Raw genomic sequence first — 14,013 nt, 5'->3', positions numbered from 1 at the left:
TGCTTTTTTTCTGCTGATAACTATAAACAAAATTAATTATTCGTTTGTTCGCGTAAGATAAACGCGAACAATTTATTTTTGTCCAAAGTCCAATTCATTAATACCGTACTCTTTCTCAATCAAACTCAACAATTTCTCTTCCACAGCAGTCAGATAAGGCCGATTCAACTTCCCCAACGACTGCAACAGACTTTTGACAGTCTCCTCCAGCGAATCTGAATATATTAGCGCAAGGCGATCGCTCAAGGACTGCATCTGCTCACATTCCTGGGGGAGGTAGTTGAAAGACTTCAGGTGCTGCAACCCAACGGTGTACTCACCATCCCACATTCTCACGGTGCAACTGAACTCATTTACTTGGCTCACAATCCCCCAACACCCACCCTTTCCTCTGAGTTCTGGGTTGTCCTTTGCAAGGATTTGGCAGACTTCGCCGATTTGGTAGGTGTTCGGTACTTGGGTAAGCTCCATGATGCGTTGCACTACGTCTTGCTTATAAGGCGCTCAACTTGGACAGATACATCAGGAAAGCAAAGGGGTGAAATAGTACCTGTAGTTAATGTCAGTTCGGTTTTGTATTCCCCATTTTTTAGGTCACGAAATACTTTTAACTGCGGAGTTTTCAGGTTGACAACCCAGTATTCAACAATACCAGCTTCAGCATAAATGTCTTTTTTGTCACCTAAATCTTTGCTCAGGGTGGCTTTGGAAAATTCAATAACCCAAAAGATATCTTCTGGGTAAGGATGGTGTTCTAAGTAGACTTCACCTAAAGGTTTGACAATCGCAACATCGGGAGCAGGTTCGGAATCGTTGGGTAAGGTAATGGGTTTGGCATCACGGATTTTTACCCGTTTACCAAGCAGTGTGCGAAGATAATCAGCTGCTTCTGTGTTGTAGTAGGCGTGAGGTTCTCGTTCTGGGGGCATAACAATCAGGTCGCCGCGCAATAGTTCAATGGACTGGTCGTCAAAGATACCTGCCTCTATTGCTTGGTGATAACGTTTAATTGTCCATTTATAGGTAGTTACGGTCATAACCATTATTTAGCTCAAAGCCAAATCTATCATCAATTCCATATTCTTTCTCTATCAAACCTAACAGCTTCTCTTCTACCTCCGTCAACCCCTTCTCTGCGAGACGCTACGCGAACGGGGAATTCAAAATTCAAAATTATCAATTCAAAATTAAAGACAAGACGCGACGCTCGTTCGCTCTTAGCGTCTCCCCTTGGGAGAAGACTCGCTATCGTGGACTCGCTTGCCGCCGGCGCTATCAGTGGGGGCAATGACCAGGAAGGATAATTAATTCAAAATTATTCTTATTCTTCCTAACAGAATTTTGAATTCAAAAAATGGTCAAATACGGTCGTTTAAACTCTTCCAAGTACTTCAACACAGCACTTGGGGCATTTTCCAAATTTTCGCGGTTCTGCAATCTACTGATACGTAAGCGTAGCCCACCGCAGGCATCGCAAATCACCTGCATCTGCTGACATTCCTGGGGTAAGTAGTTGAATTGAAGGACTTCAGCTGCCGCAACCCAATGCTGTACTCTCCATCCCACATACAAAAAGCATTACATCAATCCAATCCCAAATTTCTCATTGCTTTCCACAAATTAGGTCGTCGCTTATGCTGGACTTTCCATTGGGACAACAAACTATAGAACTCTTGCATAAATATTTTGTGGTATAATTAGAGGTTATTCTAATTTCAGTTTTTGGCAATTCAAGTTGAAAGCTTTTGCTCAAACTCAAACTTTGCTCTATTTTGAGTTGTGGTAGCCATCTGAATTAAACGACTATTTTGCGCCAATCCAAAAACGTAATCAACTCCCGTTTGAGACTCACACCAGCCCATTATATTATCTCGTGAATAGGCATACATCTTCAGGGCAATGTTCCAGCCTATTTAATGTACTCTTACCTGCCAATGTTACTGGCTCATTCTCTAATCCAATTCTTTTTCCTAATGCTAAAGCAAACATTGGAGCATGACGTAATTCCTCGTGATCATTTAAGTCTTCATACCCCATGACCAGTCCGTATATTCTTTGTGTAATTAAACTTTCTACTGTATAATCAATTCGATTTGATTTTCGGTAATCTTGGAAACATTGTGCAAACTGTGATGTTATTTGTAGTTTTCTGTCTATCTCAGCAATTAAGCTTAGTCCAGCATCAGATGTTACCTGCCCACCCTGGAAATTAACTACAACTGGTGGTGACTTTGGTTGTTCAAATCTAAACTGTTTTGGGAGCGATCGCCTTGTGGGTCGAATCATCGTTTATAACTGCTGAAATACTTGCCATACATGCATTTTAGCAGTTTTAGTTCCCGCTTTTTTCCGAGTTTGTGAGAAATCCGGGTGGGTTACATAAATTCACCCTAGCTTCATCATTGCTTAACAAGAATTTTAAGAATTTTTGCGGAATATACTGCTAAAGTTCTGTAAAGTAGTGGAAGCGGTTGGCGGACTGTCTAAGGTAAAAGTTAGTCGTCATCTAGCAAAAGTAATTGAGCCTTTAGGCGATAAGCTCGGCTGTGATTTAGCTGTTTTGGCAGTTGAAGGTGAGTTGACAGATATACCACCTCTCAAACTAGGTGTAATAGCTCACAAAGGAAATCTATTTGCAGCAGCGGGTTTTTATCAAGATGACACAAATACCCGTAAGCTGGCGGAGATTAGCGGTAAGTTGGGTGGGACACAAATAATAGTGGATAGAGAAGGCGATCGCACTCCAGCCTGGAATTTAGAAATTAGTGATGATAGCGAACACGACTTGAAAGCTGGTTATAGTGGTTCGCCAGCAGTTGATAAAACCAGTGGCTATGTTTTTGGTGTAGTTGCTCAGTTAATCAGCCAAGGCAAGGGTTTGGCTATTTCGATAGAGGCTTTAGAAAAAGTTTGGTGGGGAATGCCTCAAAATTTAATCAGTAAAAGTAAACCTGATACTGGAGGGAGCAAAGGTCATATGAATCCTGCCAAGCAAAGACAAATAGAGCGTCTCAAAAAAGAACTTAATCTAGCCGAAAACCAGTGTAAAGAATTACATGAATTAATTGAATTAACAGATGTTGAGATTAATGAGAATAGAAATGACCTGACGCGGCAGCATATGCTGAACATGAGAAAAGAACGTTACAAACAAGAGCTTAAACCATACGAACAAAAAGTAGAAATGTTACTAACTGAAATTGGTGAACTGGGTTAAGACTAATCACAAAAATAAGGATTAAATAGCAATGATAGATGAAAATTTATCTGAAAATAGCCAAGAAACAGAACAAGAATCTTCTGCTAAAACACCTGACACATCTGCTGCTGAACAAGGAGCAGAACAACAACAGGGTAGTAGTACGAATGAAACATCTGCTACTAATCAAGTAAAAGGTGACAAAGAGATTGGTAATACAACAACATTAACTGGTTTGAATGAAAAAAAAAGTAGCAAAATGCCTGATAAGGGTTTTGGTGATGTAAATACAGTGCCATCTGAGGCTACCATAAAAAATCTATTTGGTCAGGAAAAAACTGATAAAGGTGGTACGGGGGAATTCCCTAATCAATCTGCTAAAGAAAATGAAGAAAATAAATATAGAGATATTCCAACCCATATTTTAGAAAACATCCGTAATAGAAATATAGCAGAACTTAAAGTATTAAATAAAAAACATGATGACTTGCTTCAAGAAAGAGAAGGTTTGCAACAGGATTTAAAATATACATTTTCTTTAGAAGATCAACGTAAAATAAAAAATAAATTAGCTGGAAGAGAAGAAGAAACAAAACAACTTGACCAAAAAATTAGACAGCATGAAACGGAGAATTCAGACATTGATGCTGAACTAGAAGAAAGGGATGCTAGCAAAAATAAAAACAGGAATAATGAAAATACAAGTGAATTATCCGAGGAAACTGAGATAATTTCCCCTCAAGCCTTATTCAAAGAAGACGAGGATATTGAAAATGCAGTTTTCTATGTAGCCACTTTATTTCCAGGAATAAATACTCAAGATTTTAAGTCAGTTGTTGGGTACTTATTACAAGGTAGAAAAAATATTTCAGCCGATAAATCGTTTTTGAATAATGATTTTGGATTAGGTGACTTGGCAAATAATCAGCCAATCGGAGGGGGAAATATTGGAGTAGATGTCCCTTATAGAGTCGGTATTCCACTGAATACAGGAGTATTTCCAAATTATCATTTTCAATACTCCGCCCCCTTAATTAAAGAACCAAAAACAAAGGAATTAACTGAAATTTGGCAAGAGAGCTTTGATAAACCTGACCAATATTTAAAGAAGTGTCACTTAAAAGTTGAGCGACAAAATGGAAAACAGGTTATCAATTTTTCTCCTACTAAATTACGAGAAGATTTTTTGCTATTTTTTCAAAACGATCAATTTTTTTATTTTGAGCAACAACTGCGGCGTACTCAAAAACTAGATTTATTACTTGATAACTCAGAAGAAGTTGCAGATAATGCAATTAATTTAGCAGTCATAACAGCAGTTTATTACCCTAACAATTATGCAGAAGATTGGCTTATAGAACTATTCATTAAAATTGCAAAAGAAGATAAGAATAAACAGGATATTTTGCTTATAAGGTTGTCAAGATTAATTTATCGACTACAAATTGAGACTGAATATTCTCATTCTGAAACTATAGCTCAAAAATTTTTGGATAGGTTGATATATCCACAGTATCGAACGCTAGCTTTTTTAATTATTAAATACTTAATCCACCTACATTTGCGTACTAAGTTGCTAGGAATACAATCAGCGAGAAAGATATTAAAATGGTTGAGGGAATTGTTGGATAGTGACTATGTAGTTGAGGAAAAGGAAGATATCAATAATAAATATTATGAAATTAAATCTGATATTTATAATTTATTGGAACAATTATTATGGGATAGTGGATATCATCTATACATTTATGAATTGCTAGAAATTCTAAAAGAGTGGCTTCCTGAAAAAGATATTTCTTCTGTACGATACTCTCAATCAAATAAAGCTGGATTGTTACTATTGTTTGCTTATTGTGGAGAAACCACGTTAAAACTAGATTTAAAATGGTATGGCAAAGGATATTATGTATATCCTCTGTTTGCACCATTAAAAGGTAGTCCTGATAGCAATGTAAGTGAAGAATTTAATACTTTAGTTAATTGGCTATTATATCCCAGTTCTAACGGAGAACTTGCCATCAAAGATGTATTAAAAAATCTCGGTATCGATGAGAATAACCGTATCAGGATCATCTTCATTTTGCGTCCAATTTGGACACATTTTCATTAGGTTATCAAACACAGCCGAAGCTTCGATTAATCTGTAAGGATGACGACGCTCAAATCCAAACCTGTCTTTGCAATACTCCTCAAAAGTGCTGTGGGTGGAACGGTAAAGCCTGCGATCGCGCAGTTCCATCAACGCCTTGCCAGCTTCAAAAATTATCTTTAGTAGATAATTAATCTTCTATAACAACAACAACGAAGTAGAAAACCAGACTTGATACCTCGTCATATAATTCTATAACTTAGTACTTCTACGACGTGTACAATAATAATTATGAAGTTGCAAAAAGGGCATTTAGACAACGGGAAAATAATTTGGTTAGTACTAGACGAGAATTACTTGCCAGTAGATCCAATCTCCAAATATCTGAAGTATCTTGATAGTATTGAACGCTCTCCTAATACTATTGAAAGTTATGCTAGAAACCTGAAAATGTATTGGGAGTTCTTAACAGATAACTCTTTCGATTGGGCGTAGCGGTAGCGAGTCCACGAGCGTCCGCAGGAGCGTCGCAGCCCATCGTAGACATCGCCCTCATTCAAGCGAACGCGCAGAGCGTCTTGTAGAGAGGAAAACGGGAGAGCGATCGCCCACCCCACCCCATGACTGATACTAAAAGGGATTAGCCTCTCTAGACGTAGGTTGGGTGGAGCGGAGCGCAACCCAACATATATCAGGATGTTGGCTTTGGCAAAGCCTCCACCCAACCAGGGCGGCCGCATCATATCAATAATCAAAGTCTATTCTCAATAGACTCAAAAATAATGTCATTAATTCTTGCTTATTGCGAAAGATTTAGGCGATCGCTTTGGGGCTTAAAAAATAATTCAACGTGAAATCCTGATTTTTTCGTTGGTTCTTAACCTTCGTTGTGATCAAGAGTAATTTAGATGCGTTTGCCCTGTCCACCCAACCTACAATTTTTTTGCTTTTAGCTAAAATTTAGATAGTATTTACAGCAGAACTACTACAAAAATTCAAAGCTTATGACAGCAAGTAATATTAAGCAGCAAATTTTAGAGCATATTGAAACTTTACCCTCAGAACAGGTAAAAACTCTCCTGTTAACATGGCTGACTAGTCCATCAGAGGATTTAGAAGATTTTGAGCAGTTATTAACAAATCAAACCACAGAAAAATCATTTGAGTACGGTGAGATAGACGCAGCATTAAATTTTCAACCCCTTACTGAAGCCCAAATGATTCAGAAGAGCCAATCTGCTCTCGAAGCTTACCTTCGCACAGGTTCAGGAGTAGCGAATAACCTTGTGCGTGAATGGGCAGACAGTTTAGGAACTGATACCGAACGCCCATGTCCCAGATAGTTTGGACTCTAACTGCAATTGACGACTTAAATCGTCATTACGATTTTATCAAACTTAATAATGCTGATGCAGCGGCACGGGCAGTACAAGCAATTGTCTCTTCAGGTGAGAGTTTACAGCAGAATCCTCGTCGAGGTGCGATTATAGATGAAATAGCAGGATCACGAAAACTTTTAGTTTCTTTTGGTAAATACGGTTTTATAATTCACTACGTTATTCTTGAGAATGATGTTGTGATTTTACGCGTCTATAACGGGCGAGAGAATCGACCTCGTTAGTATTAATTTTTATATGATGGGCACAATATTAATACTCTTTCGGAAGTGCCGGCGCTATTGGCAAAGCTAGCAAGGGACAAGCACCGAATGAAATGCTAGAGCCAAATGAGAGGGACAGGGAGTACTCCGTTATCCCTCTGTCTCCTTAACGCACCCCAGCAGTTTCTAAAGATAAATCTTGAAACATGGGTGTGCTGAGGTAACGTTCACCAAAGGAAGGCTGAATCATGACAATTAAACGTCCGGCATTTTCTGGACGTTTACCTACTTGAATTGCAGCACATAAAGCTGCACCAGAGGATATCCCGGATAATAAGCCTTCTTCTTTTGCCAAACGTCGCCCATAAGCGATCGCCTGTTCATCGCTGACTCTAATTACTTCATCAACCAATTCTAGGCGGAGAACATCGGGGATAAATCCGGCGCCAATACCTTGAATTTTATGTGGCCCGGCTTCACCACCAGAGAGGACTGGGCTGTTGCTGGGTTCAACTGCGATCGCTTTAAAAGTCGGCTTGCGCTGTTTGAGTACTTCTGCAATCCCAGTAATCGTCCCACCAGTACCTACCCCAGCAATGACGATATCTACTTCCCCGTCTGTATCTGTCCAAATTTCTTCGGCGGTAGTTTCTTGGTGAATTTTGGGATTCGCAGGGTTGCGGAACTGTTGCAGCATAAAAGCATTGGGAGTCTTAGCCACAATTTCTTCGGCTTTGCGAATTGCTCCCCGCATACCTTCCGCGCCTGGTGTCAACTCCAAAGCTGCACCATAAGCCCTCAGCATAGCCCGCCGTTCTTGGCTCATTGTCTCAGGCATGGTCAAAATCAAACGGTAGCCACGTGCTGCTGCTACCATTGCTAGAGCAATTCCTGTATTCCCAGAAGTAGGCTCAACTAAAATGGTTTTTCCTGGGGAAATTGAGCCAGCCGCTTCTGCCGAGAGTACCATACTTAACCCAATGCGGTCTTTTACCGAAGCCGCTGGGTTCATGCCTTCTAATTTAACAACTATCCTTGCTACTACTCCCTCAGCTTGAGGAATTTTGTTCAGTTGAACTAAAGGAGTTCGTCCAATCAGTTCGGTTATGTCTTGAGCAATTCGCATTATTTAACTCCTAAAATCCTAAATATTAGTACAGAGTATTTACTTATAACAATAAGCTTTTATATATTTAATTTGCAGTTTAGTGTCAATGAGTGCATATACTATGTATTCTAACTAAAGCACAAAATATGAAAGTTTAGGAAGAACTTTTATCAGACGTTCCTATTGACTTTCACTTCGGCGAGGTCTAGCTTGCCATTCTTCTATTTTACCATTTTGAATTAATGACTATTGCCCCTTGGGTTGAAATTCGGTTTCTAATATTCTGTATATATTGCATAATTTTTAGCATTATTTTCCATACTTTCTATTTGTTATGGAAATACCATTGACTTTTAAAACATTTAATTGTTTTTCCTAACTTATTGGTTTATCTTTATCAAGAGACATTGATATTTTCTTTTGAGTGCAGATTTTCTCAGCCCAAAATTGCATCCTAAATAGTCCTTAAGCATTGCCTACATTGCATTTAGGTTGAGTACAAAAACACCAGAACCCCACCTCAAAAACACTAGAACCCCGTTCTAAAAACACTAGCACCCATACCCCAATTAATTTTTATAAGACTTATCAGGGGCGGATTACAAGCTTTGAGTACTATTCTAATGAATTTAATAATCTTAACAGGGCTGGGGTAAACTGTTTTGTGGAGAGCGGCTGATATAAATCGTATAGGATTTACGCAGAGATTCCCCTCTACCCCCCAACATTCCTGAGCGAAAGCTGAGTGAACTAGGGGGGACTTCTTAATCTCTCTTTTGAGAGTAGGATGAAACCAGATTCCCGAATCTAAGTGCGTTATTTCTGACTGAATAATCCTACGTTTTGTAAAAAAGGTGGTAACTTTTTATTAGTCAGTAGTCAGTGGTGTTTAGAAAAATAACTGACAACTAATGATTGTGAAAATTACCAATTACACATATTTTAATATCAAAACTGTTTCATAGGTAGAAATATCTAACTACTTTAGATAAACAGCAAAAGATATTTTCTTACTGGGTGCATACTACCTAGCAAGGGAGAGCCAAGATGAAAGCCAAACTTTTAAATGTTCTTACAGTTTGCGTCGTTACCTTAGCAGTGCTTTCACCAGAACTAGTAGTATTTGGCATAATTTGGGAGCGACATCTAGAGTTAGTAAAATCTCAGAATTTAGCTTACCAAGTTAACAACACTACTACAGATGCTCCCGCCTTGGCTCCCCAGATAGAGGGTACACATTCCCCTCAGACTAGTATTCCATCCTCTGATCGTAATGTGGTTCATCAAATGCTGACTGTTGCTGAACAATATAAATTTGCCACTATCCTGCAATGGTTCTTCTTATTAACCCCAATTTGTGTTGGGTTAGGGATTCTCTTTTACGACAGATATCTGGTTCATCGTGCTGCTGTTTTAAAAGAACAAGTTGAAATGTTAGAAAGGCTGTGGCAGCAAAGTATCGAACAGTAACTCATTCACAATTTACTCACTCAAATCAAGAAAATGACCATGACAGAACAACGTCAAAGCCTATATTTTAATCTGATTGATGAGTTACTCAGATGCCCTAACGGTCAAGAACCAGAAATTTTGGAATCTAAGCCAGAATTGATTGATTCTGGTTTAGTACAAACCATGTTACAAGTAGCAACTATGTTTGCCCATGAAGGCAATCAAGATGGTGCCCAATTTCTATTTTTTGTGGCGCGTGAGTTAGCGAAAGAATTAGGTTTATATCCAGAAGTTCCCAGTACTGAAGTTGCAAATACTGAAGTTGCAAATAAGGAGTAAAAATGCTGTTGACTTCAACGGATGCGGGACAAATAGCTCTAGAACTGCTGATGGCAGATTGGAATATTTCAGAAGAGAACAGAGAGTGGTTCACAATCTTTAACTCTCGTCTGATTGGCGAGAGTTGGTACACTGTGGAGCTAGGTGTAGAAGGATTTCCCGATCGGTGGTTTCTTCAAGTATATGACAATGGAGTGTGCGATCCAAACTATACATTTATTTCACCAATTCGTGGATCTGAAGGATTTGCCGACTTTGTAAATGTGCCGGATATCGTAGCAGAGGTCTTAGTTTGTGAGCGCAATGCTCGGTAATAATAATTAAACATTCAAAAATTAGAATTCAACATCATAGTATTTGGGAGCATCTCACCTTTACAAATATGCCTGGCGATTAGAAATCGCGGCTACACAAACTTTCGTCCGCCTGCGCGGACTCTAGGAATTTGAAACCCACGGAGGTGGGTAAAGTCTCGTATAGCTGCGTTCGCCCTTGGCGTGCCGGAGGCATCATTATATTCGCCAAGAATAAGGGTATTTAAACCAATACTTTGATACTTCATTCAATATAAAAATGCTTTCCGCCAATCGGAGGTGATACCAAATAAGGTACACCTCTTTTTTTTGCAATATTTAAGATTTTATTTAAACCTAATCAGCTATTCTGTCATATTTAATTGATAAAATTATGTTATATTAAATAGCGTGATGGATGCTACAGAAATATCAGTTCCAATGATTGCTGAAGATATCTTAGCCAAAGAATTCACAAGAGTCGTCAACCATTACTACCCGCAAGTTGGGGAATTGCTGGGTGGGTGTTATGTGAAAGTCATCACCTGTTTTTGGGGACGACCTGCCAGACGTTTGCAATATATAGGAATTTATTGCTCTGACGAAATGATTTCCTGTGTGCAAGCTCAAAAAGAAATACTCAGAGAAGTAGCAGGCAATATGGGTTTAATCCAGGTTGTTTGTATGAATGCCAAGCGATTATTGCGCGATCCGATGTCGAAAGTCAAAGAGAACAACCCACGTCTATGGTTGGAGTTGCAGTGGGTTGCAACTTAGTGATTCATGGCATTAATTGAGAGGGATGAAAGGGAATAGGGAGTAGGGAGTAGGGAGTAGGGAAACAAATCAGGCTTAACATCGGGCGGGGTTTCAACCAATATGCGATATAAGGATTTGATCGCGCCACTTGCAGGCGTTAGCGCGTAGCGGGACGAAGTACGGCTTTAAACCTAAATCGAGGGCTAATTTCTTCCCCTACTCCCTACTCCCGCCCCGAAGGGGTAGTAAATGCTTTTGTAGAGAAATTTAAGCACTAAAGTGCTTACTACAAACCTATCGACCACTAGAATAACCAGCACCTACGGTGAATACAAAGTATCAACATAAGTAATGAAAACTGGAATTTTCTGCAATTACGATAATTTTCACCAAGATGCTCATCGTGCCATGTTTGAGCAAGTCGCGCTGGTAAAACAGGCTGAAAGCTTGGGTTTTGAGGAAGCTTGGGTAAGCGAACACCATTTTAGTGAATCCAATCTCAGCCCATCTATGTTGCTGTTAATGGCACACTTGGCAGGATTGACTTCAACTATCCAATTAGGCACTGCGGCGGTGTTACTGCCATTCCATAACCCAATTCGGGTGGCGGAAGATATTGCCACTTTGGATAACTTGTGCAATGGACGATTATTATTTGGAGTTGCCAAAGGCGGCCCCTTTCCTCAACAAAATAAGCATTTTGCGACCCTACCAAGTGAAGCCCGTCCCAAGATGCTAGAGGCGATCGCACTGATTCAAAAGCTCTTATATGAAACTGATGTATCATTTAATGGGCGATATTTTCAATGCGATCGCCTGACCATTTACCCAAAACCATTGCAGAGTCAAATACCAGTGTATGTTGCCACTGGCGGCGATGATGGTATCGAGTTGGCTGCTAAACATTCCTTCAGCTTGATGGGTGGGCCGCCATTTTCCCTAGAGAGATTGAAGGATACTGTTAGCAAATATCGAGCCTTAAATTCTAGTGGTGCGGAAAAATTAGTGTTGGCACGCTTCTTTTTTGTTGGCAAAACATTTGACGAGGCAGTGAGTGAAGCGTTACCTTTCGTTCGCCAATTTAGCCAGAAAATGAAAGCTAATTCGGCTGAAGTATTGAAAAATAGTGCGAATCCCAACCAAAAACCATTCGATCGCACAAATATTTGTTTCGATGAAGATTATTTGATTGAGAATTCAATTATCGGTGATGTGGAGACTTGTCGAGACAAAATCAAGAAATTTCAGGACGAATTAAATTTAGGTACGCTAGCACTCAAACCCTCGTCTGCGGATTTGCAAAAAAACCTGGACAGTTTGACGCGCTACAACCAAGAGGTGCGAAATTATGTCTTCTAAACTATACTTGCTTCCTCCCGATGATTTACCTCCCACTGAGGTAACGAAACAGGATGGAATGCTGCAAATGGAGCTAGAACAGTCTACTGGCAGATGCTTTTATCTAGCTTGCGATCGCATTACGCGAGTCCTATTATCTAATTGTCAGTGGTATCTCACAACCAAGGCTAGCATCCTCACATTAATTATTGATTGCCCTGACTTAGTATCTTACTGGCATATCGTCAGCAATATTCCCCAGTTAGGTAATAGGCTAGAACGGTTTGCCAGTAATGGCAAAATCCGCGTTTATCCGCCATTTGGCAAAGGAACGCCATTTGAAATCAGCGTAAATGAAATATCAGCTTATCGAGATTGGCTTTGAGGTAAATAGAAACTGGGAATCACACAAAATATAGCTGTTTTACGCCCTGTACTCCTAAAGTGCAGGGTGTTGCAATATATATTATGTTACACTTTTACTAGTAATTTGGTACTTCAATCTAAGTTGAATTGTCATAGTTGTGCAAAGAATATCTATAGAAAATTTTGGACCTATCAATAGATTTGAAGCAGATGTCAAGGATGTAATGCTCTTAATTGGCCCGCAAGCAAGCGGGAAAAGTACACTTAGTAAGTCAATTTTCTTATTTAAATCTATTAAAGATGAACTAAGTAAATTCATATTAGATGTCACTAACGATCAGCTTGAGCGACCTATTAATGAGTTTTCAAAACATCTCAAAAAGAGATTTGTAGATTGTTTTGGTACAACTAAGCACATGAAGCCTTTTAGTCTGAAATACTACTACTCTAATGAAAAAGAAATGACAATTTCTTTAAACTCTCAAGGTTATGTAGAGGTGAAATTCAATTCCAATATTTTGGATGATATGAATGTGATATTTAAGAATGTGCGTAATTATAACGAAAGGATGTCAAGAAGTCAAACTCGCTATGTAACTCTAGATGAAACATTAGAAATCGACTTGGAAAAAATACAATATCTCAAATCTATTAAATCACATATTGATGATTTATTTGAAGATACAAGAGCTACAGTATTTATACCATCTGGTAGAAGCCTAATATCAACTTTGGCCGATCAGCTTCAGGATATAAAACCATATACTTTAGATTTCTTTATGAAATCTTTTGTAGAGCGAATAAATCGATTAAAACTTTCTTTCAGAGATACATTAAATCTATTAATTGAAGAGAGAGAGAGTTTGAGCATTGAAACAGCTAATCTAAATGAGGTTAAATATGCTATTAGTATTATTAGAAAAATTCTGAAAGGTGAATATCGATTTGAATCTGATGGCGAAAGAATTTACCTAAATGACAAAGAGTATGTGAAACTACAATATGCCTCTTCCGGACAACAAGAGTCGGTGTGGATTCTTTTACTTATATTTAGATATATTTTAGATGGAACAAGTGTCTTCATTGTATTTGAAGAGCCGGAAGCACATCTTTATCCAGAAACACAAAGTGATATAGTAGAACTTATTGGTTTATTAGCAAATATTAATAATAATCAAATAGTTGTAACTACCCACAGTCCATATATTCTATCGTCTTTTAACAATCTGTTATATGCTTACCAAATTGGTACCAATAAGATTGGTATGGATAAAGAAGCTGTGGAGAGTATTGTAAATAGGAATATTTGGATTGATCCAAATAGTACTTCAGCTTATTTTATCTCTGAAAATCGCTGCGAATCAATCTTTGATGAAGAGCTTAAACTTATTCAAGCAGAAAAAATAGATAGTGCTTCAAGTATAATTAATAACAAGTTTCATGATTTATTCAACCTTGACAACTGAATAT

16 protein-coding genes and 2 pseudogenes are annotated in these 14,013 nt (G+C 38.6%); 12 read left to right on the top strand and 6 right to left on the bottom strand.

The features are described from left to right. Nucleotides 1–72: 72 nt before the first annotated feature. The 3 genes and pseudogenes from V7K67_RS02470 to V7K67_RS02460 all read right to left on the bottom strand — a co-directional run. On the bottom strand, nucleotides 73–471 hold the full coding sequence (locus tag V7K67_RS02470) for a hypothetical protein (RefSeq protein ID WP_335165134.1): 399 nt from the start codon (nucleotides 469–471) through the stop codon (nucleotides 73–75). An 11-nt stretch (nucleotides 472–482) separates the two neighbouring features. Then, nucleotides 483–1,037 carry a Uma2 family endonuclease gene (locus V7K67_RS02465; protein ID WP_334709919.1) on the bottom strand — a complete coding sequence of 185 codons (555 nt, stop codon included), beginning with the start codon at nucleotides 1,035–1,037 and terminating at the stop codon, nucleotides 483–485. A gap of 696 nt (nucleotides 1,038–1,733) precedes the next feature. After that, nucleotides 1,734–2,283, bottom strand: a pseudogene (locus V7K67_RS02460) (transposase); the annotation flags it as partial. Between the two features lie 145 nt (nucleotides 2,284–2,428). Between V7K67_RS02460 and V7K67_RS02455 the strand changes: the two are divergent. Together V7K67_RS02455 and V7K67_RS02450 are read left to right on the top strand one after the other, a co-directional pair. After that, nucleotides 2,429–3,217, top strand: a complete 789-nt coding sequence (locus V7K67_RS02455; RefSeq protein ID WP_335165130.1) for a S1 family peptidase — start codon at nucleotides 2,429–2,431, stop codon at nucleotides 3,215–3,217. 31 nt (nucleotides 3,218–3,248) lie between these two features. Beyond that, nucleotides 3,249–5,309, top strand: a complete 2,061-nt coding sequence (locus V7K67_RS02450) for a hypothetical protein (RefSeq protein ID WP_334733806.1) — start codon at nucleotides 3,249–3,251, stop codon at nucleotides 5,307–5,309. On the opposite strand, the pseudogene V7K67_RS34275 reads toward V7K67_RS02450, so the two are convergent. After that, nucleotides 5,274–5,468: pseudogene (locus V7K67_RS34275) on the bottom strand (hypothetical protein); the annotation flags it as partial. The gene V7K67_RS02450 and the pseudogene V7K67_RS34275 sit on opposite strands and share 36 nt — an antisense overlap. Nucleotides 5,469–5,579: 111 nt before the next feature. Between V7K67_RS34275 and V7K67_RS02445 the strand changes: the two are divergent. Further along, a complete protein-coding gene (locus V7K67_RS02445; protein ID WP_334729057.1) occupies nucleotides 5,580–5,783 on the top strand; it encodes a site-specific integrase in 204 nt (67 codons plus the stop codon). Here V7K67_RS02445 and V7K67_RS02440 read toward each other — a convergent pair. After that, a complete protein-coding gene (locus V7K67_RS02440) occupies nucleotides 5,720–6,031 on the bottom strand; it encodes a hypothetical protein (RefSeq protein ID WP_335165136.1) in 312 nt (103 codons plus the stop codon). The two genes, V7K67_RS02445 and V7K67_RS02440, sit on opposite strands and share 64 nt — an antisense overlap. Before the next feature lie 261 nt (nucleotides 6,032–6,292). Here V7K67_RS02440 and V7K67_RS02435 point away from each other — a divergent pair, with 261 nt between their 5' ends. Beyond that, nucleotides 6,293–6,631: a hypothetical protein gene (locus tag V7K67_RS02435; protein WP_334729056.1), complete on the top strand. Its 339-nt coding sequence runs from the start codon at nucleotides 6,293–6,295 to the stop codon at nucleotides 6,629–6,631. Further along, the gene (locus tag V7K67_RS02430; RefSeq protein ID WP_334729055.1) at nucleotides 6,619–6,909 is read left to right on the top strand and encodes a type II toxin-antitoxin system RelE/ParE family toxin; all 291 of its coding nucleotides are present in this window, start codon (nucleotides 6,619–6,621) and stop codon (nucleotides 6,907–6,909) included. The genes V7K67_RS02435 and V7K67_RS02430 overlap by 13 nt, the downstream gene beginning before the upstream one ends. A 145-nt stretch (nucleotides 6,910–7,054) precedes the next feature. Here V7K67_RS02430 and cysK read toward each other — a convergent pair whose 3' ends face one another. Beyond that, nucleotides 7,055–8,014, bottom strand: coding sequence for a cysteine synthase A (gene cysK / locus V7K67_RS02425; protein ID WP_334729054.1), 960 nt, complete (start codon nucleotides 8,012–8,014; stop codon nucleotides 7,055–7,057). 1,029 nt (nucleotides 8,015–9,043) lie between these two features. Between cysK and V7K67_RS02420 the strand changes: the two genes are divergently transcribed. The 7 genes from V7K67_RS02420 (at nucleotide 9,044) to V7K67_RS02390 (ending at nucleotide 14,009) form a co-directional block, all read left to right on the top strand. Next, nucleotides 9,044–9,466 (top strand): hypothetical protein, encoded by a 423-nt coding sequence (locus tag V7K67_RS02420; RefSeq protein ID WP_334729053.1) that lies wholly within the window; start codon nucleotides 9,044–9,046, stop codon nucleotides 9,464–9,466. A gap of 39 nt (nucleotides 9,467–9,505) precedes the next feature. Further along, nucleotides 9,506–9,787 carry a hypothetical protein gene (locus V7K67_RS02415; protein WP_334710959.1) on the top strand — a complete coding sequence of 94 codons (282 nt, stop codon included), beginning with the start codon at nucleotides 9,506–9,508 and terminating at the stop codon, nucleotides 9,785–9,787. A gap of 2 nt (nucleotides 9,788–9,789) precedes the next feature. Then, nucleotides 9,790–10,101 (top strand): hypothetical protein, encoded by a 312-nt coding sequence (locus tag V7K67_RS02410; RefSeq protein ID WP_334729052.1) that lies wholly within the window; start codon nucleotides 9,790–9,792, stop codon nucleotides 10,099–10,101. Nucleotides 10,102–10,494: 393 nt separating this feature from the next. Beyond that, nucleotides 10,495–10,857: a hypothetical protein gene (locus tag V7K67_RS02405; RefSeq protein ID WP_334729051.1), complete on the top strand. Its 363-nt coding sequence runs from the start codon at nucleotides 10,495–10,497 to the stop codon at nucleotides 10,855–10,857. 333 nt (nucleotides 10,858–11,190) lie between these two features. Further along, the gene (locus V7K67_RS02400) at nucleotides 11,191–12,198 is read left to right on the top strand and encodes an LLM class flavin-dependent oxidoreductase (protein ID WP_334729050.1); all 1,008 of its coding nucleotides are present in this window, start codon (nucleotides 11,191–11,193) and stop codon (nucleotides 12,196–12,198) included. Then, on the top strand, nucleotides 12,188–12,562 hold the full coding sequence (locus V7K67_RS02395) for a hypothetical protein (RefSeq protein WP_334729049.1): 375 nt from the start codon (nucleotides 12,188–12,190) through the stop codon (nucleotides 12,560–12,562). The genes V7K67_RS02400 and V7K67_RS02395 overlap by 11 nt, the downstream gene beginning before the upstream one ends. A 139-nt stretch (nucleotides 12,563–12,701) precedes the next feature. After that, nucleotides 12,702–14,009 carry an AAA family ATPase gene (locus V7K67_RS02390; RefSeq protein WP_335165125.1) on the top strand — a complete coding sequence of 436 codons (1,308 nt, stop codon included), beginning with the start codon at nucleotides 12,702–12,704 and terminating at the stop codon, nucleotides 14,007–14,009. The last annotated feature ends 4 nt before the right edge of the window (nucleotides 14,010–14,013 follow it).

The sequence above is a fragment of the Nostoc sp. genome, assembly GCF_036917155.1.
GTDB lineage: Bacteria > Cyanobacteriota > Cyanobacteriia > Cyanobacteriales > Nostocaceae > Nostoc.
The sequence above is the reverse complement of the archived record's forward strand: the minus strand, read 5'-3'. Positions and strand labels throughout refer to the sequence as shown.

Excerpts from the sequence above, each read along its gene's own strand:
- V7K67_RS02470 (WP_335165134.1), bottom strand. The coding sequence starts at position 471 with ATGGAGCTTACCCAAGTACCGAACACCTACCAAATCGGCGAAGTCTGC.
- V7K67_RS02465 (WP_334709919.1), bottom strand. The coding sequence starts at position 1,037 with ATGACCGTAACTACCTATAAATGGACAATTAAACGTTATCACCAAGCA.
- V7K67_RS02450 (WP_334733806.1), top strand. The coding sequence starts at position 3,249 with ATGATAGATGAAAATTTATCTGAAAATAGCCAAGAAACAGAACAAGAA.
- V7K67_RS02445 (WP_334729057.1), top strand. The coding sequence starts at position 5,580 with ATGAAGTTGCAAAAAGGGCATTTAGACAACGGGAAAATAATTTGGTTA.
- V7K67_RS02440 (WP_335165136.1), bottom strand. The coding sequence starts at position 6,031 with ATGATGCGGCCGCCCTGGTTGGGTGGAGGCTTTGCCAAAGCCAACATC.
- V7K67_RS02435 (WP_334729056.1), top strand. The coding sequence starts at position 6,293 with ATGACAGCAAGTAATATTAAGCAGCAAATTTTAGAGCATATTGAAACT.
- V7K67_RS02430 (WP_334729055.1), top strand. The coding sequence starts at position 6,619 with ATGTCCCAGATAGTTTGGACTCTAACTGCAATTGACGACTTAAATCGT.
- cysK (WP_334729054.1), bottom strand. The coding sequence starts at position 8,014 with ATGCGAATTGCTCAAGACATAACCGAACTGATTGGACGAACTCCTTTA.
- V7K67_RS02420 (WP_334729053.1), top strand. The coding sequence starts at position 9,044 with ATGAAAGCCAAACTTTTAAATGTTCTTACAGTTTGCGTCGTTACCTTA.
- V7K67_RS02415 (WP_334710959.1), top strand. The coding sequence starts at position 9,506 with ATGACAGAACAACGTCAAAGCCTATATTTTAATCTGATTGATGAGTTA.
- V7K67_RS02410 (WP_334729052.1), top strand. The coding sequence starts at position 9,790 with ATGCTGTTGACTTCAACGGATGCGGGACAAATAGCTCTAGAACTGCTG.
- V7K67_RS02405 (WP_334729051.1), top strand. The coding sequence starts at position 10,495 with ATGGATGCTACAGAAATATCAGTTCCAATGATTGCTGAAGATATCTTA.
- V7K67_RS02400 (WP_334729050.1), top strand. The coding sequence starts at position 11,191 with ATGAAAACTGGAATTTTCTGCAATTACGATAATTTTCACCAAGATGCT.
- V7K67_RS02395 (WP_334729049.1), top strand. The coding sequence starts at position 12,188 with ATGTCTTCTAAACTATACTTGCTTCCTCCCGATGATTTACCTCCCACT.